This is a genomic window from Pseudozobellia thermophila (assembly GCF_900141855.1).
GTDB lineage: Bacteria > Bacteroidota > Bacteroidia > Flavobacteriales > Flavobacteriaceae > Pseudozobellia > Pseudozobellia thermophila.
Genome location: NZ_FQYU01000003.1, coordinates 237036 through 262547 on the forward strand (window position 1 = coordinate 237036; position 25512 = coordinate 262547).

9 protein-coding genes are annotated in these 25512 nt (G+C 50.1%); 1 reads left to right on the forward strand and 8 read right to left on the reverse strand.

Annotated elements, in window-relative coordinates; all coding sequences use genetic code 11:
• Positions 1 to 39: 39 nt before the first annotated feature.
• Together BUB37_RS10975 and BUB37_RS10980 are read right to left on the reverse strand one after the other, a co-directional pair.
• A complete protein-coding gene (locus BUB37_RS10975; protein WP_397459879.1) occupies positions 40 to 2088 on the reverse strand; it encodes a DUF11 domain-containing protein in 2049 nt (682 codons plus the stop codon).
• 203 nt (positions 2089 to 2291) lie between these two features.
• On the reverse strand, positions 2292 to 14612 hold the full coding sequence (locus BUB37_RS10980) for a T9SS type B sorting domain-containing protein (RefSeq protein ID WP_094766689.1): 12321 nt from the start codon (positions 14610 to 14612) through the stop codon (positions 2292 to 2294).
• A gap of 163 nt (positions 14613 to 14775) precedes the next feature.
• Here BUB37_RS10980 and BUB37_RS10985 point away from each other — a divergent pair, with 163 nt between their 5' ends.
• Positions 14776 to 15858 (forward strand): hypothetical protein, encoded by a 1083-nt coding sequence (locus BUB37_RS10985; RefSeq protein WP_072993434.1) that lies wholly within the window; start codon positions 14776 to 14778, stop codon positions 15856 to 15858.
• On the opposite strand, the gene BUB37_RS10990 is transcribed toward BUB37_RS10985, so the two are convergent.
• From BUB37_RS10990 to BUB37_RS11015, 6 genes are all read right to left on the reverse strand, one after another.
• Entirely contained in the window at positions 15855 to 16913 is a 1059-nt protein-coding gene (locus BUB37_RS10990) for a nucleoid-associated protein (RefSeq protein ID WP_072993436.1), read from the reverse strand. The two genes, BUB37_RS10985 and BUB37_RS10990, sit on opposite strands and share 4 nt — an antisense overlap.
• A gap of 55 nt (positions 16914 to 16968) precedes the next feature.
• Positions 16969 to 17463, reverse strand: coding sequence for an IS1096 element passenger TnpR family protein (locus BUB37_RS10995; RefSeq protein WP_072993439.1), 495 nt, complete (start codon positions 17461 to 17463; stop codon positions 16969 to 16971).
• 28 nt (positions 17464 to 17491) lie between these two features.
• Positions 17492 to 18529, reverse strand: a complete 1038-nt coding sequence (locus BUB37_RS11000; RefSeq protein WP_072994006.1) for a COX15/CtaA family protein — start codon at positions 18527 to 18529, stop codon at positions 17492 to 17494.
• Between the two features lie 84 nt (positions 18530 to 18613).
• Entirely contained in the window at positions 18614 to 20542 is a 1929-nt protein-coding gene (locus BUB37_RS11005; protein ID WP_094766690.1) for an OmpA family protein, read from the reverse strand.
• 2 nt (positions 20543 to 20544) lie between these two features.
• Positions 20545 to 21483 carry a PorP/SprF family type IX secretion system membrane protein gene (locus tag BUB37_RS11010; protein WP_072993442.1) on the reverse strand — a complete coding sequence of 313 codons (939 nt, stop codon included), beginning with the start codon at positions 21481 to 21483 and terminating at the stop codon, positions 20545 to 20547.
• Positions 21484 to 21498: 15 nt separating this feature from the next.
• Positions 21499 to 25512 (reverse strand): T9SS type B sorting domain-containing protein (locus BUB37_RS11015; RefSeq protein WP_170863153.1); only part of this gene is annotated, 4014 nt, incomplete at its 5' end.

The following is a 25512-nucleotide window of genomic DNA, read 5'->3' on the forward strand; positions in this document are numbered from 1 at the left end:
GGTGAAATTTGTTACAGGAAAAGGGCGAATAAGGTCAACTCAGTTTTTTTTGACCCTATAGGTAATCTTTCGGTTGGTAATTACGGAGGTGGGACGCTCCCTGGTTACGGTGACCGTTTCGGAAGGGTCGTCCGGAGTTATATTGGAATCGGTTTGGTCTTGGCTGTTGCTGACCGTATTGGTATAGGTTTCCGAGGTGAGGTAGATGTTGTTCAACCGGGCCCGGGTCACCAAGGTCAAGGACTCCAATTCGCCTTGGGCCATGGTGCCGACGGTCCAATCCGGATAGGTAAAGCTTCCTTTCGATACGGACGAGGATACCCATTCCAATCCCGACGGAAGTATATCGGTCAAGACCAGATTGGTCACGTCGTTTTCTCCCAAACTCTCGACGGTAATCGTAAATTCAACTAGGTCGTCTTCGGTTACGTCGTTGGTGTCGGCGGTTTTTTTGACTACGATATCCGGTAGACAATAGTAAGCCGCTATTGGTTGTGAATCGTAGGTGCAGCCCCCTTTGGTCACCCTCGCATAGTAATCACCGGCTTCGGTAGGGGTATAACTCGAAAAAATGGCTCCAGGAACCAAGGTTCCGTTTTGGTACCATTGGTAGGCATCGTAGTTGGCGTCGACCACTTCGATAATGGAACCTGGCAAGCAACCGCCGCCCATGACCTGCAAATCTACCTCGGGTACGGTATCGAATCCCGAGAAATACCCGGCAATACCCCTTGCACCACTATATCCGATAAAACCCACGGCAATAGGTCCGGTAGATTCCACGGAAACGTTGCCCGTAAGGTTGGGTACGTAATATGTCTTCCAATCGGCAGACCCGGCTACCGGGGTAGGGGAAGGTAGTGTTACCGTTCCATTGTCGTCCGTTACTGAAATATTGGCGTCGGGTGTAGTGGTAGAGGCTACTATGGTAACCCCACCGGTCATTGTAATGCCCGCCGCATCCTGAATATTCGGAATGTTATCTACCGTATCGGGCAATAAGCAGTTTACGGGAGCCACAAAGTTGAGCCCTACCGTAACGATGGATGATCCCCCGGCCAATGATTGGTAGGCGTAGGCATCTTTTGAGGTGGTTACGAACATGTTGCCTCCAGCGGACGTACTGGAATAATAGCTGTCGGGAATTTCAAAATAATCCCCATTGTTGATGGTGGCAATGGGCGTCGTGGCACCGTTCACATAAATTTCCGTATTGTTCTGCGTTCCGATTATGATGGGTTTTTCGGTTTCGCTGGTGCCCTTGCCACGAATAAACACATATTCCTTTCCTATTTTATTTTGGGGTACGGGCTGGTCGATGGCGGCATCCCTACTGGCATTTCCCGATCGCACCGCAATGTTCAATCCCCCGTTGCTTATTACAATGTTTTTGTCCGATTCCACGGTAGCGCCGATCCAACCGTCTATATTGGCGGTTGTTTCGGCAACATAGGCCTCAAACACAAAAGATTCGTTGGCATCTAAATTTATGGTATAGGTATCGTCCGTGATTCCGTCACGATCGTTTCCCAACCGAAATTCACAGTCTTGGTCATAACCGTATAGCCGTACGGTGGTATTGTTTTCGGTGGCCATGATCCCCAAGGTATTGGTCAAACTGGCATGGGTTCCCCTATTGGGTATACCACCCCATTTAAACAGGGTTCCCATCGCCTGTCTACCCTTACTGGTAAGCGATGTGGATTGGGAATTGGAACTACCCCTGTAGTTTACATAGAATTTTTCTCCCCCAGGGGCCTCAAAACGCAATCCGCTAGATGAAAGCACTACCCCGGTATTGGCATCGGATACGAGGGTAATGTCGTTATTGCCGTTGGCAAGGGTATACGTTACCGGAGTCGCGTTGGACAATGAAAAGGTCGCTATAGGGGCGGCTATGGCGCCTTGATATACGTTTACGGTAAAAGCCGTGGTTTCGGGAGTTGACAAATAAACGGCTTGTTCCCTGACGGCTTGGTTGTTCCCGCCTTGCTTTAACGGTGGTAAATAATGCAGATCGCTCAATTGGGAGTATCCCTTTACAGCGCATAAAAGAAGAAGGAGTAGAAGAATTCTATTTTTTTGCAAGGACACAGGTTTCAACGTGGCTGATTTTTTTGGAATTTCAAAATAAGGGGTTATATGCCCCTCGAACAAAAATTTGTTGTTTCCCCTAGGTCTATTGTTGTAAAATGCCTATTCGACCATATCAATGCGCTTTTAAGCAACCCCCGTCAGGAACGATGGAATTAAAAAACAGCTACCTTTCAATTAGCTGTCTTTAACAGGTCTTATCGGTACAGTGTGAAGTGGCCTACAAATTCCCTGGTGTCGGCCTGACCGTTTAATTTGATAATATACCAGTAGTCTCCCGAAGGTAGTTCGCTATTCTGGTAAAAGCCGTCCCATCCGTCTTCGTTATCCCTAAAACGATATACGGTACGCCCGTATCTGTCGTAAATGCTGATAAAGATATCGGGGTAGATTTCAATATTCCTTGGTTTCCAAATATCGTTGGCACCATCCCCGTTGGGCGTAAAGAAATTAGGGATTTCGATATCGATGAATTCCATAAAGATACTTGCGGTAGCCTCACAACCGTTTTCATCGACAACGGTCACCAAATAGGTATCGGTTTCGGTAATGTAGAACACGTTGTCCGAACCGTTGTTGGTATCGCCGAAGTAGTAGGTGTAACCTTCCTTGCCACCGTTGACCGTTGCCGTTATCTGATTGATATTGCTCTGTTCTACGGTTAGGGTCAATGGCTCAAAAGACTCGATTTCAAAATCATAGGTGGCCATACAGCCATTCGCATGCGATATGGCGATGTAATGGTTGCCAGGGGCGATGTCCCTAAAGAACGGATTCAGTTGCATTTCCGCGGGATCGCTGGTATCGAGTCCAAAGAGGACTTCGTCACTTATGCTGGTATCATCCAGTACAATGTTGACATAGTTGCTGGGCGTATTGCCGTTGCAACCGTAAACCGGTTCTACCGTGGCGCCTAAATTAACTCCTGCGTCGATCGTGGCGGTAATGGTTTCTTCGCAACCTTGGGCATCCTCGATGTATATGATGTATACTCCCCATGCAAGGTTCTCGAAGCGGGTCCTACCTTCCACAAAATTGGTTTCCGTCGACAATCGCGTACTATAGGGAGCGGTACCTCCGGTAATAACTAGGTCAATTGAGCCGTTTTCCTCGCCCACACATATTTCGGGCGAAGTGGTGGCCGATACTTCCAATACCTCCGGTTCGGTAATGGTAGCTTCGATAACCTCAAAACAACCGTTGGAATCCTGGACGATTAGGGTATAGTCTCCAGGGGAGAGTCTATCGAAGGTGTTATCATCGACAAATTGATTCAAATTTGGGCTTATCGCATACTGATAGACTCCCGTTCCGCCACTTGCATCGATGGTAATGCTTCCGTCATCCGAACCGTTGCAGCTGACATCGGTAACTTGGGGGGTAACCTGGAGGGCCGTTGGCTCTTCAATGGTAATTTGGGCCGAGCTTACTTCACAGTCCTCGCTTTGTACCCTGACGAAATAGTTTCCGACAGGCAAATCAATAAAGATACCCGTAGATTGGTTCGGCCGTATTTCGTTGGTGAGGGCGGCATCGGAGAACAGGGCGTATTGGTAATTGCCCAATCCGCCATCCGCCTCGGCGAATATGGCAGCCGTACTCTGGCCGTTACAGTTGACGGTAGCGGCCGAATCGTCTATGGCAACCTGTAGAGGTTCTATCGGATTGATCGTAATGCTGTTGGTCAGTACCGAAACACAGTTGAAGCTATCCCGTATGTAGTACTGATAAACACCCGGGGTTACATTGGTGAACAAATGGCTATTGGGGCCATTGGTTTCGTTCATGGCATTGAACGTAGTTCCGTCCGTACTCCACATATAGGGTGCGGTACCACCCGAAGCCGTCAATACGAGTTCGGCATCGGAAAGGCAGGTGAGACGTTGTGCCGTTACCAGTTGTCCCTCCACTTCGGTCGGTTCCACAATTTCTTCGATAGGCGTTTCGAAGCTACAGTTCATGTCGTCAAATATGCCTATGCTGTAGAAACCGGACCTTAAATTGTCAAAGGTACTGGTGGTCTGTGTACTTGAGGTCTGCAAGCGGGTAGTACCTGCCGCATCGTCGTACGTATAGAGAACGTACCGGTAATCGGTGGTAACGTTTCTCGGTGTGACAGCAGCCGTTACCGACGCGTCCGTATCACCGATACATAGCAAGGTCGTACTTGAAATGCTGGCCGATATCGGGTCGGGTACGACCAATTCGAATGCATTGGCAAAGGTCGGGTTACAGCCGAGGTTATCGGTCACTTCAACCGTGTACTGCCCCGCACCCAAACCTTGGAACAAGAAACTGTTCACTTGATTGGCCGTATACGTGGTACCGGAACCGTTATGGGTCAAAATAATATCATATGGCGCCTCGCCCCCGGTGGGTACGATATTGGCGCTACCCAGGTCGTTGGTACAGCCAACATCCTCGGTCTCGATGGGAGCCAGGGCAATCGGGGCGCTGGGCGTGGTAATGTTGAATGACCGTACTTGGCTGCAATTGGGCAGGTCATCCTGGGTCACCTCCACCAAATAATTGCCTGCGGGAACATAAATGGCTGGGGTCGGACCAAGGTTGGTCGAACTGCCTGTAATAATTGCGGGTCCATCGTCGGAGCGGTCCGCTGGGGTGCCGTTGGTATCGTAGATATAGTATGAGAATCCTGTGGTATACGCAGTGTCTACGAGGGTCAATCGTATGCTGCCGTTATCGCCATGACAGATTACATCGGACAGCTTTTCAACGATGACATCAAAAGTATTGGGTTCTTCAACCGTATGGGTTCGGGTAATTTCGCATCCTGTGGTGATATTTCGAATACCAAAGGTATGGGTGCCCACGGCCAAATTCAAGAACTGGTTCGAAGCTTGGTATGTGGCGGATGGTAATTGCCTGAACTCATAGTTGCCAGGGTTGGACGTAAAGTCGGTAAAAGTGCTGCTAACATCTATACTGATGTCTTCGCCACTGTTAATACAGCTTATGTCCCTATCTACGGTTATGGTAGCATCTACCAAGGCATCGTAGGCGTTTACGGTAACAGTTTGTTCGGCAGAGCATCCGGCATCATCGAATACACGGACAATGACATTGCCGCCGGCATAATCCGTATAGGTATATGTCGGGCTTAATCCACTTTGTAAAATAGTACCTGTTGCAACATCTTCAAACTCGTAACGGGAATAGGTGCTGCTGCCACCTGACAAGGAAGCCTCGTCCAAGGTGATTAGGGCATTGTTGACCGCATTATCGGAAGTACAGCCAAATTGGTCTACAACCGGCGTATCGAAAGTAATGGCCGGACGTTCGTCAACCACAATAGTACGGGTTGTTGTGCAACCATTTGTTCCTGTTGCAATAACGTCATATGTGCCGGCAGTAAGGCCTTCAAAACTATTTGTCGTAGTATTGAATGTTGCACTGGCGGGACTTAAGGTATATAACAAAGGATTAATGCCATTATTTATTTCGGTAATCGCTATTGCACCGTCAGTACCTCCATTACAAGTAACATCTGTCGCTACTGCCGTAAAGTTGGGTACAACGGCATCTTCTACTTCCAAGGTGAATGTAATTGGATTACATAAAGGAGTGTTGGTATCATAAACGGAAACGGTATACGTTCCTGCGCTTGAAGCCCCATCCCAAACAATGGTATTCGCAGGACCGGGTATTGCCGTTCTTGCTTGGTTGACCGGTCCGGAAACTTCATATTCAAAGGAACCGTATCCGTCAAAAGCGGTAATCGTAATTTCGGCATTCGGACTGCCACTACAATCCAATAATTTGGTAATCTGTGCCGTGGCCTGGAATTTAGGAGCAATCTCAAAAGTTTCAGAATTTCCACATCCATTTACATCGGATATAGCAATCGTTTGTGTTGAAGTCGATGAACTTAATCCGGTAACGGTATAAACACCTCCGACAAAATTGGCACTTTGTAGGGCACCACCGTTCACACTTATATTGTACGAAGCGGTATCGGGGTTGGTCAATGTTACATCTACGGAATAGTTGCCTTCGGCCACACAATAGTCGTTTACGGTAACCGTGTCGATTTCAGGGGCCGTATCAAAGCCTATCGTAACCGAAGTGTGCTGGATACAGTCATGGGCATCTTTAATATAGACGATATAATCACCTGCGGCAACGTTTTTCACGGTACCGGTTTCCCATCCACTTGACGTTGTAGTCGGGGCCGTAGCCGTATCGGGTAAATATTGATATTCATACGGACCAACTCCGTAGCGTCCCGAAGCCGTAATAGTACCATCTTCATTACAGTTGGCATTTTTAGTGGCTGTAGCGGAAACTTCCAATAGGGTAGGGGCCTGTTCGATTACAAAGATGTCCGAAGTGTTTACACAGCCAGCATTTGTCCCGTCCATTTCCGTGAACAGAATATAGAATTCACCAGGAGGTAAATTGTTTGTTATTTCAGTTTCAGGACCTCCGACAGCACCAGGAATAGTCCCGGTTATACCGGTACTTGTATTGGTGGCATAATGGAAGATCTCATAATCAACCGTCGTGGCATCGTAACCCGAGATGGTAAATTCGACCTTGCCATCCGCACTTCCGAAACAAGTAATCGGTGTTGTGCCGTCTATGGTGGAAGTTAAATTGGAACTGGTGGAAACCGGAACCGTGGCCTCTTGCATGTATTCACAATTCGTATCCGTATCGTGTACGATAAAGGTATAGGTAACACCAGGGGTTAAACCTGTAAAATTATAGGTGTTGTCTATTACGGTGTCTTCAGGGAACCATGCCGGATCGCTAGGATCGTACGGAGGTGCCGGAAATATGGCGAAATAGAATGAACCGGCTCCCAATGGGCCTGTAGAAGCTTGGGCCTCCACGAGCATTTCCCCACTTCCGGGCGTACAACCGGAGGCGCCTTGGGTCGTGATCAAAATATCGGGGCCTGTGGCAATCGTAACCGAGCTTACGGTCTCGCAACCATTGAAGTCGGTTACGGTAACGGTGTATTCCCCGAAATTTAATCCGGTAAAGGTATGGTCATTGGTGCCCGTTGAGGTGTCATAGGTTTCAGAGACACTAAAGTCGGCATTGTTGACCCTATAGATGTATGTTGGGGTACCTCCGGAGGCATTGATGGCAATCGTACCCAACTCTGTGCCGGTAGGCGTACATTGCAAATCGGTAGATACAATATTCGGATTTATAATAGTTGGCTCACTAATGGTTGCAGTTCCTGTTACGGAGCAATTTTTACTATCGGTTACCGTAATCGTATAATTACCTGCCGCCAAACTTGAGGTATTCTCGCCATAATCCGTTGAGGTGGTCGTGTTGTATACATTGATGGTATACGGAGCCAATCCTACGGAAGTATCGATAACAATGTCCAAGGCACCGGTATTGTCCCCATTACAGGTTAGGTCTGTCGGGGTAATGCTTGTGATTACCGGGTTAACGGCTTCCGTAACCGTTACGGCATTGGTGACAAAGGTACATGGGGTGGGGACCGAGGTATCGGTGGCCCTGAAATAGTAGGTGCCTGCCGTACCTGTGGAAAAAGTATCCGCAGTAAACCCGGTCGCATTCCACGGGCCGGTCGGAGAAGTGGACCATTCATAGGTATAGCTTCCTGAACCACCCGTAATGTTGAGGTTTATTTCAGCATCGTCCGTACATGTTTTATCGGACTGTAAAGTGGCATTACCGGTCAATTGCGGACTAATGGTAACGCTTTTTTGTACGGGTCCACAACTGTAACCATCCTCTACATCGATGGTGTAGGTGCCATTGGCCAGGCCAGGGAAGGTGTAGGTCGTAGGGGTAGCGGATTCCGGGGTAACCCAGCCGCCACCGTTTATCCTAAAGGTGTAATCGCCATTTCCCGAGGTGACATTAACGGTAATCGTAGCGTTGCTTCCACCATCGTAACATTGGGTATAGGTCATGTCGAAATCCAATGTTTCCGGTGCGTTGACCGTTACAGGTACTGTTGAAAGTACTTCGCAGCCATTGGAGTCCCTAACGCGAATTAGATAATCACCATCGGCAACATTGTTAAAGATAGGGTTGGTTTGATAGCTTGCGACCGCGGTGCCCGAAGTATCCTCCAATTGGTATTCATACCCTGGCGTACCACCCGTAGCGGAAGCCTCTAAAGTGGCACCTGTGTTAAAGCAGGTATACTCGGCCGTTTTTTGTAAGTCGGGAACTATCGTCGCCGGAGCTGTCAAGGTTACCGATGTGGCCGATGTGGCCGTACAGGTATTGTCGCTTACCTTACGAACCATAATGGTATAAGTTCCGTCCGCCAATGTTGAAGGTGTGGTTACGATGGGCGCCGTTTCGACCGTCCAATTTGTACCACCGTCGGTTGAATATTCGTAGCCTGTTGCCGTATCAAAATTTCTTACTTCAAAACGGATACTGCCATCGCTGGAGCCGTTACAGGTCGGATCGGTACCGCCCAATAGGTCGACCTCAAACGCTTTTCCCGTTTCTACGGATACCGTAATGTCTTGGGTCTTTTCACAGGCTTCGGCAACTTGATGGGCTTGGATATCGTCCAAGACCAGGAAGTTTCCATAGTCGCTGTCGAGGTTGGTACGCAATACGACGCCAACGACCGTATTTGCCCCGGGGTTGAAGGTAACTTCCCTTAAGTGCCAATCATTGGCATCATTGTTCTTGGGTATTGCCGTAGTAGCGGTACTGCTGATGACGGTACCCGAAGCATCGACAAGCTCCACAAGAATTTCAGGGTCGTTCCCTAGGGAACCGACTCTTAACAGGTTATAGGCATAGAACGATATGGTAATGTCTTGGCCGGCCAGGGCGTCCAATCCGGATCTCGACCAGATCACGTTGTTACTGCCCGCTAAAGTGCTGACCCCTATGGCCATGAACCTACCATCGGTCAAGCCGGTATGGTCGTTAGGGGTTCTCCACGAGCTATTGGGGTTGGTAACGGCAGCGGTAACCGTATATTCACCGTTGACCAAGATACCGGCAGGGCCAAGGTTACAGGCCATTGTTGTTCCGTTTTGCGGTTCAAAACAGTATCCGGGACCGATTTCACCAATGGCAGTGCTTATGCCCGTGCCAAAATCTTCGAAAAACAAGGTGCTTTGGTTGGGGGCCAAGGTACTTGAGTAGCCAACGGTAACCGTATGCGTACCTGGGGCAATGGCATTGAAAATATTACTGTCGATGGGCGAATTGTCGGTTCCGTTCAGCTGATAGGTATATTCAAAATCGGTGGTGTTCGACGGGGTTATGGTAATGCTACCGTTTCCATCGCAGTTATAGGTGACGTCACTGTCGAAACTGGGGTCGGCTACCGGGTTCGGAACCGTAATTTCCAAATCTGCGGAGCATCCCAAGGCATCCCTGACCACCAGCTGATAGGTTCCGGCTGATAAACGACGGTCGTTGGTCGAACCAAAGGTACTTCCACCGTCAAAACTGTATTCATAAGGGGCCTGTCCGCCGTTGACATTCAGTATTTTGACCAAGGCCGCGCCCGAAGGGTCGCACGAAGCATCCTCGACAATGGAAGCCGATGCGGTGAGCCTAAAGGGTTGGGTAATTTCATAATCTATGGAGGTTACACAGCCGTTGCCCGTAGAACCGCTAGAGTCCATTACCGTAATGGTGTAATGGCCGGCAGGCAGGTTGTTGAAGAAATTCTCGGTCTGGTAGGTGGTGCCCCCGTCCAGGCTATATTGGTAGGGTGCCGTACCACCGGAGGCATTGATGGTCAATACCGAGGTGGAAGAATCGGCACACACGATATCGGAGTTGGAAGCCGTGATGCTTACGGTTCCCAAGTCGTCCATATGTACGGTGTTCGAAAAGGCATAACATCCGTTATCGTCCCTGACAATAAAAACATAGTCACCGTCTTCGTTCGGGTAATAAACGGAGGGGGTGCCCCTATAACCGAACAAAAACTTGGGGTTGGTAGAGAAATCGGCATCGGGTATGCTGCCTTCATCGGTGTAGTTGGGCACACCGTCCTTGCTCCAAACCGCGAATTCGTAGCCGGTCGTGCCTCCTGATGGCGTCAGATTGATTACGCCCGCTGTACAGGTAATATTTTCTTGATTGGCGGCGGTCAATCTCAGCTCGGGAATTTCACCGACCGTAATTGTTTGGCTGTCCCTACAGCCGTCCGTAGTGGTGGTGACCACAATATAGTCGCCCGGGGCGACACCGGTAAAGGTGTGGGTATTGTCGTTGGTGACGGTTTCGGACTGTAAGAAAGTACCGTTTCCGCCATTGCTGCCGTCGTCAATGTACAGCTCATAGCTGTAATCGGGGGAAACATCCAAGGCCTGTACACTTATGGTACCTTGGTCGTCGCAATCAGCGGCGGTAGAGGTAAGGTTTACCTGAAAGTTGCGTTCTTGGATCCCGATGTCCTCGGTCTCGAATACACAGCTATTGGGTATGGGGTCTCCGGTCGATGGGTCTAGTTGTGTTACCTGGACCTTATAGGTGCCGCTCGTAGCAATATCAAAGATTGGGCCTTGGCCTGCGCTAAATGGAACGGCAATGGAGTTGTTTCCCACATCGTACAATTGGTACCCGTATCCCGAGCCCAGGTCGACAACGCGGATCGAACCATCCGTATCGCAAATGATATCGGACGATGTGGGGGTCGGAATGTCAAGTGTATTTTGATAGGCATTGAAATAGAATCGGCTGAAGCAACCGTGCATATAGGAGATAACCACCCTGTACTTTCCGCTTTCGGTAATGGTGAAGTTGTCTTGAACCGCTTCTTCCGTCCAGGTACAGCCACTGTTGGTATTGGCACAATCGTCGGACACGGCGGGGCAGCTGCTTTCATCGAGCTTTTCCCACCTAATGCTTTGCGCGTCGGTAATGCCCAATTCGATAAAGGCGCTGTCGTTGGTGCCACAAAGAAAGATATTCGGTATGGTGTTACCGTCGATGGAACAGGAAACGATTTCTCCCTGAATATCGTTGTCGGGGTTGCTGTCGCTGTTGACCCGGTTAAAGTATTCGATAACCGGATTGGTCTGTGTTTCCCCGTAGCGCAATACGGTAATACGTTCCGTATGGTTGGCACATCCGTTGCTTGCGGTTTTTTCAACAATGTAATTGCCGACGGTGGTAACGAGCAAGGTATTGGGCAAGCCGTCGGGGTCGCCGTCGTCGAGTAGGGTCTCCCCGGCATCGATTTGTCCGTTGTTGTTGGCGTCGATTGCCCAGTTGTACGTATCAAAGCCCGACCCGGCGGTAAGTAGGGCGTTGTCGCCACAGAGCTGTACCGTACGGGCCACATTACAATTGGCCAAGGCATCGGAAACGTTGTTGGTGGCCGTTTGAAGGGTGTTGGTACAGGCCCCGGCGGGGTTGCTTCCGTCCTCGTCGGAGAAGGTATTGGTGTTCAAGGTACCTCGATAGGTCGCAAAAGCCTGGTTTTCCAATACGGAAGCGCAAGCTGCCACAAATTCGGAACAATCGCCCGATATGCTCACGGTAATCTTGATCGTATATTCAGGTTTCCCCACTTCGACCAAATTATTTGGAATGGAGAAATCGATGGTCTTTGTACCGGGGTCGTAGGTATGTGAGGCGCCGGGAGCACCGCTATAGTCGATATGGTCCAAAGAAACATTGTCGGGCAACACGTCCCTTATGGTAAATTGGGTAGCGTTGTCATCTCCCGTATTTTGAAAGCGCAATACATAATTGAGGGTTTCGCCCAGGCTTACATCCTGTCCATTGATATCGGTGCCGCCCAAATCTTCGGAGGTATTGCCCAAGACGATTATTGGTGCATATACTTGGGTGTAGGAAGCGGCATTTACCGTACCGTCGGCCGGGTCTACGACCGGCACGCCCGTACCGTATTCGCCACCATCGCCGCCATCGGCGGTATCGTCCTTATAGAATTCATTGGCATCGCTACAACCGTCGCCATCGCTATCAAGGTCCAAGGAATCGGGATAGCCGTCGCCATCGGTATCGCAACCCGCCGTCAAGAGTACGCCGTTCATATTGGTAGGCCCCCTTACGTCTTGATTTATGGTGACGGTATTGTTGCCCGAGGGATTCCAGGCAATGGTACTGGGGGGGGTGTCCAAGACCATGGGCTCCAAGGCACCACCGGTATTTCTTTTTGAGAACAGTTCGAAGTTGCCGTTTTGGTCGATTACGACCCGAATGACGGGATCACCGTTCGATCCACTTATGGTCCATATGCTTGAGTTGCCATTTTGCCCGTGTATGCTTCCGTCCAAAAAGCGGGCATAATTGCCTCCGGCACCGTTTTCAAACTGAATTTCCCCGGCCACATCGTTGCCGTTGATGTTGAGATAGAACGAATTGTCCAAAGAAAAGATATCGAGTACCAGATAGTTGTTGAGGCTCATCAAGTCGCTGGTAACGGAATTGCCATTGGCAATGTTGTAGGATAAGGTATCGCATTCGTCCTCGTCATAAATACCGTCATTGTCATCGTCAAGGTCGACAATGTCGATAACCCCGTCCTTGTCAAAATCGTTATGTACGATTATACGGGCCGTCGGATTGTCTTCGGTAATATTGGTGTCGGTTTGGTCTTGGGTGTTGTACGCCGTGTTGGTAAGGCTCAATAGGGGGAGGGTATCGATTTCATCGGCCTGGACCTCCAAGTTCAAGAATGCGGTTTCACCCCCGTTCAGGGTTCCGATGTTCCATGTGTTGCCGCTCCAGCTTCCCGTAATCGTCTGGGCATTGATCAAGGTGAGTCCGGCAGGAATATCGTCGGTAATCTGCAAGTTGGTCAATGGGCCAACCCCGAGGTTTCTGACCTTTATGGTGAAGGTGGCGGTTTCACCTTCCACGATTTCCGTTTTGTCCACGGTCTTGTTTACCACGACATCGGGGTCGCAGTAGTAGGCCGATATGGGTTGCGAGTCGTAGGTACACGGTCCTTTGGTACCCCTGACGAAATAGTCGCCCGCTACCGAGGGGGCATAGCTGTCGCCATTGGCGCCCGGTATCAATTCCCCGTCGCCATACCATTGATAGGCATCGAAGTTGCCGGTAGCCTCAAAAATTTCGGAACCTACAAAACAGCCGCTACCGCCCCTGATTCCCAGGTCTACAACAGGAACGGTATCAAAGCCCGAAAAATACCCGGCTACCCCACGTGCACCGTTCAAACCAAAAAAACCGACCGCAATAGGGCCAGTGGATTGTACACTTACGTTTCCGGTAAGGTTGGGTATAAAGATAGTTTTCCAATCGGTCGATCCCGGCACCGGCGATGAAGGGGGTACCGCTACGGGCCCCGAACCGTCGGTGACCGTGATGTTGGCGTCGGGCGTAGTGGTCGAGGCGATTATGGTTACACCGCCATTTACCGTAGTGCCCGCCATATTCTTGATGTCGGGAATGTTGTCCAATACATCGGGCAACAAACAGTTTACCGGGGCCACGAAGTTGAGCCCGTGCGTATACACCGCACTGCCACCTGCCATTGATTGATAGGCATAGGCATCCTTCGAGGTCGTTACCAACATATTGGCCCCTGCCGAACTGCCGGTATAATAGGTTCCGGGAATTTGAAAATATTCGCCGTTGTCTATGGTCGCGATGGGTGTGCTACCCCCGTTGACGAATATTTGGGTGTTATCGGCAATACCGATGATCAGTGGAAATTCAGTGGCATTGGTACCGTTTCCACGGACAAAGACATAATCCTTGCCCAACCTGTTTTCGGGTACGGGTTGGTCAATGGCGGCATCCCTGTTACTGTTGTTCACCTGTCTCCCGGTGTTAAGGCCTCCATTACTTATTACAATGTCTTTGTCCGACTCTATGGATGCACCGATCCAGCCGTCTACATGGGCGGTCGATTGCGATAGTACGGTCTCGAATACAAACGATTCGTTGGCGTCAAGGGTAATGGTATACGAATCGTTGGTAAGGCCGTCGGCATCTCCCTGTAATCGGAATTTACATTGGGGGTCGTAGCCGTACAAGCGTACCGTGGTATTGTCTTCGGTAGCCATAATGCCCAGGGTGTTCGATTTTGAACTGTGTGACCCGAGGTTGGGCAAACCGCCCCATTTAAAACGGGTACCTAGGGCCACCCTGCCCTTTGACGTAAGCGATGCGGCCTGGGCCGACGAAACACCTCGGTAATTTACATAAAAGCGATTGCCGCTAGGGGATTCAAACCTTAGACCGGCATCGTCCAGTACCACACCCGTATGATTGTTGTCGACCAGGGTAATATTGTTGTCGCCGTTGGGCAAACTATAGGTTGCGGGACTCGTATTATTGATATTGAACGTAGCGATGGGCGTACTGCTGGTACCCCTATAGGCGTTCACCGTAAAGGTCGTCGACTCTGGGGTAGATAGATATACCGCCTGTTGCTGTATGGCTTGGTTGTTTTGGCCTTGTTTTAATGGCGGTAGGTAATGAAGGTCACTTAATTGCGCGTATCCGAAGTAAGTAAAGAACATTAATGATACAACTAGAATGTTCTTCAAATTTGGTTTAAAGTAGGTTATCATTAGTTCGGTTTAATTTGGAGACAAAGACAAAGTAAACACCCAAAATCCTATCTTATAAATTTTTGTTGCCAATGGCCCTAAAAATGTTGTTTTGGATTAGAAATGTATTGTTTGGGGCCTTGTTATTGGGTTGAAATGATTATTTTGTAAGTAAAACGGAAAAATGTCAGAAGAACGGTTAATGTCTAAGAAAAAACCGGCCTACCCTGTTATTAAGGAGTTGGACGAGTATTTGGCGCATTACAGCAGAAAGATTGAAATACCTATTTTTTACGACGATTTACTGCGTTTTTCAGGTTCAGTGGCGGTTTACGACGAGAACGATGAAGATACCTTGTGGGTTCGGGTGTTCTACTCGGAATTTGAGAGAAAGGAAATAGACGAGAGCTTAAAAAAGGTCTATTCCATTTTACTTTCCGATGGCAATGAAAGTATTCACCAATACCTGAACGTTGATTCGGTGGATTACTGCACCTTCGGAAACTCAAAACCCTTTAGGGTCAAGGTTAGAAATATCCTGAACGATAACTTTACCAATTTTTACATTAAGAAAACGGATGCCTCCCGTATTTACGGGCTCGAGCTGGAACATATGCTTTCTCCTTATAACCTGAACTTTCTGGTATATAAGGACACCTTGATAGAGGAGCATATTGCGGGCATACCCGGGGATGAGTTTATAAAAAGCAGGCTTCCCATGTGTTCCGAGCGGGAGAAGGCCCAGTTGGCCAAGGAGTTTGTAAAATTCAATGAGCGGTGTATGATCCGGCTGCTCGGCGACATGCGATCTTATAATTATGTCGTTGTAGCCACCCATGATTTCGACCACGTGGAGTATAAAATCCGTCCGATCGATTTTGACCAACAGTGTTATGAGGGAAAGCTAAAGGTCTACCGACCCCAATTTTTTAAGGAGAACCTTAAAATGGTGGAATTGGTTAGGGAGAAACTGCTCAGGGATTCGGTGTACCAATATAAGTTGGAGGAAAGGTCCATGGTGGCGAAACGTATCCTGAGTTCCGGTAACCGGATCAAGAAATTAAGGGCCATTTGTAAAATGGACACGATTTCTACCGAAGAGAACATTAACATGTTAAAGGAGGAAGTTGCCGTGCTCACCTCGGATCCCAATTTCAACAAATGCAAGACCATGGGCGAAGTCTTGGATCTGGCCCTTGATTTCGTGCGCCGAAACTACGAAGACGTCAGTATGCGGCAGATCATAGAGAACAAGATCAAGGTCTAGTTTTTTTCTTCCTTGTTGAAGTAAACCAGGTAATAATACATCTGTCTCTCTTCGTCCCAACCTTTTTCGATAAATTTTTGGGCAGACTCGGGGTTGATAAAGTCCATTTTTATCTGAATGTTGGTATCGAGGTTGATAACGTTCTTGATTTTTTTGCGAACGTCCGATACGGCCTTGTTCGCTATATCGAAATTGGAAACGTCCTCGATACTGTACTTGGGCCCTTTTTCTACCTTATAGTGCTTGAACTCGGGGATAAATTCGGGATTGTCGATTACCTCGTTGAGAAAGTTACTTTCCTCAAAGGCATCGTTCTTGGCAAAATGGTTCACCGCCCGGTTCATAAACAATACTTCCTGCTGCTTGTCCTCGGCGGGCAAGACCACGTCCTTGGCAAAGTTCTGGCAGAACTTGAGGTAGTTTTTGGTATAGAAATTATCATCGGCCAGAGCCTCGACGTCCAAAAAGTTTTCGAGCCAGTATTTGGCGTCGTACCTGTTGCTGTCTACCGATAGTATCTTATAGCCCTCCTCCTTGTTCTCGTTGAATATCAGGCAACCCTTGTCCAATTTGTTGATGTTGATGCCCTGCTGTATGACGATATCGAGGTTGGTGCCCCGCTCTTCAAACTGTAGAAAATCGTGTTTGAGCTCGCTTTTAAAAATGCCCACGGCGTCGATTTTCCGGTTGTCCAACAAAGAACCCGTCAAATAGGTAACATACACCTCGCCACTTTTGATATGTGGGTGGTTCGATTGTTCGAAGAGGTGGGTGGCTATTCTTTTGGAATTCTCGTGGGCGCTGTCGGGGTCGTCGAATATATCGCTCACGATCTTGTAAAGTTCGTTGAACTCGACATCCACGTCGTTGGTAAACCTAAAATAATTCTCTTCCTTTTCCCGAAACGGCTTAAAGAAATATTCCTTTAACAAGCCGGTGGTCTCATCGTTCAACGAGAACGGCTCGGCAGATAAAAATACACCTTCGCTTTTGTTTTTGTTGCCCACACGGTGAAGCGAAATGGTCTCGATTTGGGTAGGATAAAGATTGATCATATATCAGCTAGGTAAATTAATAAGGTTAAGTAAGAATTATGTCGTTGTAGAAAAACTAGTTCCAGTTTTCGTCAAAATCGAGGTCGTCGTAGTTTTCAAAAGTATCGTCAAAGTCAAACGCCGGTTTGGATTCAAAGTTTTTTTCGGGTGGCGTTTCCGGTAGTTCGCCAAAGCTGAACAAGAGGTTCGGATAGGATACGCCCGGTTCGTTCTCGACTATATCGGCGAGTTCCACAAAAAAGGTCCACATGCTTAGAAAGTCGTAGACATAGATCAGCTTGGGGCTGTTTCTTGTCATTACATCTTCCAAAAAGGTTTCGTTCATCAATCGAACATCCGAGCCGTTTTCGCTCATATCGAACAAGGCGATTTCCTCGTCTTGGTTCCATTCGTCGTCACAGGTGTAGAACGAAGCCATTTCATTTCCTAGAAATCCAAAAGACTGGGCAATGGCATTGTGAAATTCCTCCATAGAACTACTGGCATCGATTTCTATATCGCGGAAGATATCCTCTTGGGCATCGAGTATTATACGTATCTTATAAATCATTGTCGCAGCTTTTAGGGCGAGGACAAAGTTACAAAGATTTAGATCGTTTTCTAGAACTTATGGCCTCCAAGACCAAATAAAACTGAACACCGAACAACAACGAGGCCAAGACCAAATGCAAGGGTTGCGATGCAAAGGGAAAGTCGAGGTAGTACATGGCGATTCCGGTAAGCACCTCAAAACCTATCAAGGCCAATACCCAATTGATCTTTGAAAAACCGAGTTTATGCCTGTAAATGCGCAGGGCCAGGACCAAGTTCAGCACGACGACCAAAATGGAAAAAGAGCGATGCAGGTAAAATTCCCATCCGATATTCGACATCCAGAGGTTTTTTGCGGCTTCCCCGACCAAGTCGATGCGGTCGTCGACCAGCTGTCTTACCTGGGTGCCCAGAATGATCTGCACGAGTGTCATGAACAGGGCAAGCGCCATTAGGGGTAAAATATTGAGAGGTGACCTGGGGCCGGCCGACACATTCTTTTTGGTGATATGGATTATGTACAGCAACAAGGCCACAATGACCAAGGCCATGATCATATGCACGGTAATCTTTACCGGTTCAAGTACCGAGTAGACCACGGTGGCCCCCAACCAAGCCTGAAACCCCATGCCGAATACGACCAACCAGGAAAAAAAGGTGATCTTTTTGTTTTGTTTGTAGAAGGATATCGATGCTACGGCAAGCACGAGGGTAGCCAAACCGGCCAAGGCCCCGCAGAGGCGGTTGATGTATTCCGTCCATGTATGGGCGACATTAAATTGGGCGTAATCGTGCTTGGTATACCGTTTCCAGTTCGATTCGTCGTACATGTCTCCCGTACGAAAGTCCTTTGCGGCTACCATCAGGGTTTGATCGACAATAATGATTTGTCCCTTTTTTATTTCGGTATCGGAACGCCATTGCAGTTCGGAAATATCGGTAGGCGGGATGTAGTGCCCAAAGCACTTGGGCCAATCGGGGCAACCCATACCACTACCTGTCATACGTACCACGGCACCGGCAATGATCACCAGATATACCAGTACCAATGAAATTTTTGCGATTTTCCTGAAGTTCTTCTGCATGCCTTGTTCGTATTGCATGCAAAAATAAGCTTACTTAAAGTATTTTTATCTCCCTTGACGGTGTTTCTTGCCTATACGCGGCATTTATTTTTCCATGACGATAAATTCGGAGCGCCGGTTGAGCTGATGTTCGCTTTCCGAACACCAGACCCCGTTCGAACATCGGTTCAACAACTGGGTCTCCCCATAGCCCCTTCCCGTGATTCGCGATGGGGAAATACCTTTGTTTACGATGTATTCAACCGTTCGTTTTGCCCTTCGTTCCGAAAGCCACAGGTTGTATGCATCTCCTTCCCGACTGTCGGTATGGGATCCCACGGCGATTTTGATATCGGGTCTTTTTCGCATGTAATCGACCACCTTGTCGAGCTCGGCGTAGGCATCTTTGCGCAAGTACGAGCTGTTCAGGTCAAAGTAGATGGGTGTAAGCTTCAATACCTTTACCAAATCGGAACCCACTTCGGCCACTTTTGTCGATTGCTCCAATTCGATGCGTACATCCTTGAGCCGTTTTTTGTCTTTATCGGTCTGCATATGCAATTTGCCCGGCTCGTATCCTTCCTTGGTAGCGGCGAGGTGAAAAGCTTGGTCTTGGCAGGGTATGCGAATGATGTAGGTGCCGTTTGATGCGGTCAGGGTCTCGACCAATTTCCGCCCCTCGTGGTCATAGGCCTCGATCAGGGTTTCGGCCAGGGTTTGCCCGGTATCCTTGTCGTGGGCGCTGCCTTCGATAAAGGTAAAGCATTCGGTATCGCTGCGTCTTAGCTTGTAAATATCGTCTTTTCCGAGTCCTCCTTTTCGGTTGGAGGCAAAGTATCCGATGTCTTCGGATGGGTTCATCACGAGCGAAAAATCGTCTTCGGGACTGTTGATGGGGCTACCCAAATTGGAGACCTTGTCGCCTTGGGCAAGGTCCACTTTAAAAATATCGAGCCCTCCCAGGCCCGGATGGCCGTCGGAAGCGAAATATAGGATGCCCGAGTCCGAAATAAAAGGAAACGTTTCCTTGCCCTCCGTATTGATCGGGGCACCTAAGTTTTGAGGTTCCCCAAAACTACCGTCGGGCAGCACGTCCACCACGTAAATGTCCGATGCCCCCATACCTCCCGGCATATCGGAAGCAAAGTAAAGTTTGGTGCCGTCGCCGCTGAGGGAAGGGTGGGCCACCGAATAATCGGTATTGTTGAAGGGGAGGTCCTCGGGCGTTGTCCAAGATGATCCAGAGCGCTGGGCTCTGTAAATTTTTAACCGGCTCACACCTTCCTTATCCCTTTTAAAGGCTTTCTTTGCGAAATTGTTCCGGGTGAAATAAACTGTTTTTCCATCCTTTGAAAAGGAAGTGGAAGATTCGTTGGCCTTGGTGTTCAAGACCTCCGAAAAGCTTGCGATCGAGTCCGCTTTTCCTTCCGGGGAGAGTATCGACCGATACAGGTTGAGGTAGGGCAGTTTATTGTAGCGCTGTACCTCGAGGTCCCTTGACGTCGTAAAGACCAAACTTTCCAGATAGTACGAAGGGGCAAAATCGGATTCCTTGCTGTTGAGGCCGCCCAGGTTTTCGATGGTAAACTGTTCCTTTGGAATTTGAATCTCCTTGAGGTAATCGGTGTTGTTTGCGTACAGGTGGGCACGGGTATCGTTTTCCTTGATCTTTCTAAAGGTCTCCATCCATTTATCCGATTCTTCGTACCTCATTATCGATTTTAACGACAGGGCATAACGGTATAGGTAATCGGGGGAAACGGCGACCGTTTCATTGTTCAACAGTTTTTCGTACCAGAACGTGGCTACGTCGTAGTTGGCGTTGTGGTAATTGGCGTTGCCCAATTTTTTGTATATCGTTATCTCGTCATACCCTTTTTTTAGCAGGGTAGGATAGGACTCAATGGGCTCCATATAGGCGTAGTGGTCAAAGTTTTCGTCTTTGGTTCCCTTCTTTTGATCTTGTGAGAAGCCTTTGGGTATCCAAAGGATCACAAGGAGCGGAAGTAGCCGATATGTATACTTGATGCCCATTTTTAAAAGAATCTAGGGGTTAAGTCGATTTTATTGTTGTTGAGAAATTCGTAGCGTAGAAATACTTCGAACGAACCATCGTTGAATTGCGTACCGCCCAGTGACGATATCTCCCGGTCATAGGCCAGGCCGAGCATAAGCTTTTTACCCATTTGAAAGCCGAAGAGGGCGCTAAAAGCGGCATCCAGGCGGTAGGCGGCCCCCAAGGTCAATTTTTCGTTGATCAGAAAATTGGCCGATAGGTCTACTTGCAGGGGTGCCCCGGCAACGGCCTTGATCAGATAGGCCGGTTTGAACTTTAAGGCAGGGTTCAGATCGAACACATAGCCCGAAATCAAATAAAAGTTCATGCGCTCAGAGGCTATTACCGAACCGCTGTCGTCAGGGTCTTGAAAATGTTCGGTTTCCAAAAGATCGGGGGCCGATAGGCCTAGGTAGAATTTGTCCGAGTAAAAATAGATCCCGGCCCCCATGTTGGGTGAAAACTTCTTGTACAACTCTTCCTCGACCGAGGGGGCCAGACTGGCACTGTAATTGCGCAATTTGTTGAAATCGATGTTCAAAAGATGGGCACCGGCCATCAGGCCGAAGGAAAGCTTGTATTTTTCAGAGGTTTGGATCCTGTACGAGAAGGCAATGTCGAAAAAGGTGTTTTGGTTGGTGTTGTTTCCTATTTCATCGTGTACGATGGATAGTCCCAACCCGATTTTATCGTTGTAGGGCCCTTGAACGTTAAAAGTCTGGGTGCTGGGAGCCCCATCGAGCCCCACCCATTGCGACCGATGCAGTGCGGAAACCCCTAGTACATCCCTAGAACCGGCATAAGCAGGGTTCACCACTAGGGTATTGTACATATATTGGGTGAACTGTGCATCCTGCTGGGCGAAGCAGAACGGCATCGCCAGGATTAAAAACAATATTTTCAGTAATGTGCCTTTCATAGTTTTTTGCACGCTTTAGTCTTGTAGGTAGAGATAACCTTCCTTGATTTTATCCTCTCCTTTGGCAACATATTTTATTTTATAGAAATACACACCTGACGGCAATTTTTGGTTTTCGATGATGGTTATCCTTCCTTGTGACACACCGTCAAAGGCGTTGTTCGTATTGTCGTATTTCGAGGATTCCCAAACCAAGATTCCCCATCGGTTGTATATCTCTACATGATGATCTGGGTATCGGTCAATGTTTATGATCTTAAAGGTGCCGTTTAAGATGTCTCCGTATTTCACCAAATCCAGCTCAACGGACAATTCGCATGAAATAGATGCGGGAGGTGTGCCGCCAATGGAGTCACATGGGTCGAGCGGATCGGTGTTGTCGTTTACTTCTTGGCCATCGTTTATGGTGTCACCATCCGTATCGGGGTTTGTGGGGTCGGTACCTCTGTTTACTTCCTGTCCGTTGGTCAGGTTGTCCATATCACAGTCGGTTTCGTTCCATTCCGCGGTAGGTGTCAGGGTCTGGTTTTCCAAAATAAAATCACAAGGGTCCATGGGGTCGGTGTTATCGGTTACTTCTTGCCCATCGGTTACACCGTCTCCGTCCGTATCCGGATTCGTGGGGTCGGTACCCAAAAGGGCTTCCTCTTCCTCGGTTAGGTCGTCGTTATCGCAATCACTGGTGGGCAATGGGGTACCGCCGATGGAATCGCAGTCGTCAAAGGGGTCGGTTCCGTCCATCACTTCCTGACAATCCAAAATCGTATCGCCGTCCGAATCGAGGTTGGAAATGGTAACGGTTACCGTAGCGATCGAGTCGGCACCACAAACATTGCCTGCAACGGTGTACGTATAGGTTCCCGCACCGGCGCCCTCGGGGTTAGGGCTCCATGTTCCTAGAGGGTTGTCCGTTCCCAAGAGCGAAAGAAGCTGGGCCTGGGTTACCGTCTCGTCGGGACATATGGAGAGGGTGGCATCGGTCCCGGCATTGGGTTGTATATCCTCGGTAACGGTTACGATGGCGGTCGCATCGTCACATACGTTCCCGTCAACGGTATAGGTGTAGGTTCCGGCGCCGGCCAGGGCGGGACTCCATGTTCCCCCGGTATCGGGTGTACCTCCAAGCTGGGCGAAAAGTTGTGTTGCGGTCACTGTCCCGCCCTCACAAATAGAGAGACTTCCATCGGTTCCCGCATTGGGTGCCGCTTGTTCGGTCACTACGACCTGGGAGGTGTCATTTCCCGTACAGGGCGCAGTGGCGGTTACGGTATAGGTATAGGTCCCGGCACCTGCAAGGGCCGGTGACCATGTCCCCCCGATATCGGGCGTACCTCCAAGTTGTGCAAAAAGCTGTGCTGCGGTCACTGTGTTTCCTTCGCAAATCGTCAGGGTTCCATCGCTACCTGCATTGGGTTCTGTTTGTTCGGTGACCACGACCTGGGCAGTGGCATCCAAGGTACAGGGTGCCGTGGCGGGCACGGTATAGGTATAGGTTCCGGCGCCGACCAAGGCGGGACTCCATGTTCCCCCGGTATCGGGTGTACCTCCAAGCTGGGCGAATAGCTGGGCCTCGGTTACGGTACTTCCCTCACAAATGGTAAGGGCCCCGTCGGTACCCGCGTTGGGCGCCGCCTGTTCCGTTACTATGACTTCAGCCGTATCAACAACCGTACACGGTGATGTGGTGCTAATGGTATAAGTGTAGGTGCCGGCACCTGCTAGTGCGGGCGACCATGTCCCCCCGGAATTCGGACTGCCGCCGAGCTGGGCGAATAGCTGTGCCTCCGTTACGGTACTTCCCTCACAAATGGTCAGGGTTCCATCGCTTCCCGCGTTGGGGGCTACCTGTTCGGTTACTACGACTTCCGCCGTGTCGTCCACGGTACAGGGTGAGGTGGCGCTTACGGTATAGGTATAGGTATAGGTTCCGGCACCTGCTAGGGCGGGCGACCATGTCCCTCCTAAATCCGGACTACCGCCGAGTTGGGCAAAAAGCTGTCCCTCGGTCACGATGCTTCCCGCGCAAATGGTGAGTGTTCCATCGCTTCCCGCATTGGGAGCTGCATGCTCGGTCACGACAACCTGCGCCGTGTCGTCCACGGTACATGGGGAAGTGGCCGGTACGGTATAAGTGTAGGTTCCCGCACCTGCAAGGGCGGGGGACCATGTCCCGCCTAAATCCGGACTACCGCCGAGCTGGGCAAAAAGCTGTCCCTCGGTTACGGTACTTCCCTCACAAATGGTAAGGGCCCCGTCGGTACCCGCATTGGGTGCCGCCTGTTCCGTTACTACGACTTCTGCCGTGTCGTCCACGGTACAGGGCGAGGTGGCCGGTACGGTATAGGTGTAGGTTCCGGCACCTGCTAGGGCGGGGGACCATGTCCCTCCCAAATCCGGACTACCGCCGAGCTGGGCGAAAAGTTGTCCCTCCGTTACGGTGCTTCCCGCGCAAATGGTGAGGGTGCCATCGCTTCCCGCGTTGGGCGCCGCCTGTTCCGTTACTACGACTTCCGCCGTGTCGTCCACGGTACAGGGCGAGGTGGCCGGTACGGTATAGGTGTAGGTTCCCGCGCCTGCTAGGGCGGGCGACCATGTCCCTCCTAAATCCGGACTACCGCCGAGCTGGGCAAAAAGCTGGCCCTCGGTCACGGTTGTTCCAGCGCAAATAATCAAGGTTCCATCGGTACCCGCATTGGGTGCCACTTGTTCCGTTACTATGACTTCCGCCGTGTCGTCCACGGTACAGGGCGAGGTGGCCGGTACGGTATAGGTGTAGGTTCCCGCGCCTGCTAGGGCGGGCGACCATGTCCCTCCTAAATCCGGACTACCGCCGAGCTGGGCAAAAAGCTGGCCCTCGGTCACGGTTGTTCCCGCGCAAATAGTCAATGCTCCGTTGGAACCCGCATCAGGCACAAACTGTTCCATTACGGTAACCGTGCTGGTATCGTCTATGGTACAGGGTGAGGTGGCCGGTACGGTATAGGTATGGGTACCATCTCCGTTGTCGGTCCAAGTTCCCCCAGTATCCGGAGACCCTCCCAATTGGGCAAAAAGGTCGGCCTGTGTAAAGGTGTCGATTTCACAAATAATCAAGGTTCCATCGGTTCCCGCGTTGGGCGCCGCCTGTTCCGTTACTACGACTTCCGCCGTATCGTCCACGGTACAGGGCGAGGTGGCCGGTACGGTATAGGTGTAGGTTCCCGCACCTGCTAGGGCTGGGGACCATGTCCCCCCGGAATCCGGACTGCCGCCGAGTTGGGCAAAAAGTTGGCCCTCCGTTACGGTTGTTCCTGCGCAAATGGTGAGGCTTCCATCGGTTCCCGCATTGGGCGCCGCCTGTTCCGTTACTACGACTTCCGCCGTGTCGTCCATGGTACAGGGCGAGGTGGCCGGTACGGTATAGGTGTAGGTTCCGGCACCTGCTAGGGCGGGTGACCATGTCCCTCCTAAATCCGGACTACCGCCGAGTTGGGCAAAAAGCTGGCCCTCGGTCACGGTGCTTCCCGCACAAATGGTGAGGCTTCCATCGCTACCTGCATTAGGTTCTGTTTGTTCGGTGACCACGACCTGGGCGGTGGCATCCAAGGTACAGGGCGAAGTAGCGCTTACGGTATAGGTGTAGGTACCCGCGCCTGCTAGGGCGGGGGACCATGTTCCGCCTAAATCCGGACTACCGCCGAGCTGGGCGAAAAGTTGTCCCTCCGTTACGGTGCTTCCCGCGCAAATGGTGAGGGTGCCATCGGTGCCCGCGTTGGGCGCCGCCTGTTCCGTTACTACGACTTCCGCCGTGTCGTCCACGGTACAGGGCGAAGTAGCGCTTACGGTATAGGTGTAGGTTCCGGCACCTGCTAGGGCAGGGGACCATGTCCCTCCTACATCCGGACTACCCCCGAGCTGGGCAAAAAGCTGGCCCTCGGTCACGGTTGTTCCCGCGCAAATCGTCAGGCTTCCATCGCTACCTGCATTGGGTTCTGTTTGTTCGGTGACCACGACCTGGGCGGTGGCATCCAAGGTACAGGGTGCCGTGGC

Bases quoted from the DNA above. Each gene is read 5' to 3' on its own strand.
- BUB37_RS10980 (WP_094766689.1), bottom strand. From the start codon at position 14,612: ATGATAACCTACTTTAAACCAAATTTGAAGAACATTCTAGTTGTATCA.
- BUB37_RS10985 (WP_072993434.1), top strand. From the start codon at position 14,776: ATGTCAGAAGAACGGTTAATGTCTAAGAAAAAACCGGCCTACCCTGTT.
- BUB37_RS10990 (WP_072993436.1), bottom strand. From the start codon at position 16,913: ATGATCAATCTTTATCCTACCCAAATCGAGACCATTTCGCTTCACCGT.
- BUB37_RS10995 (WP_072993439.1), bottom strand. From the start codon at position 17,463: ATGATTTATAAGATACGTATAATACTCGATGCCCAAGAGGATATCTTC.
- BUB37_RS11000 (WP_072994006.1), bottom strand. From the start codon at position 18,529: ATGCAGAAGAACTTCAGGAAAATCGCAAAAATTTCATTGGTACTGGTA.
- BUB37_RS11005 (WP_094766690.1), bottom strand. From the start codon at position 20,542: ATGGGCATCAAGTATACATATCGGCTACTTCCGCTCCTTGTGATCCTT.
- BUB37_RS11010 (WP_072993442.1), bottom strand. From the start codon at position 21,483: ATGAAAGGCACATTACTGAAAATATTGTTTTTAATCCTGGCGATGCCG.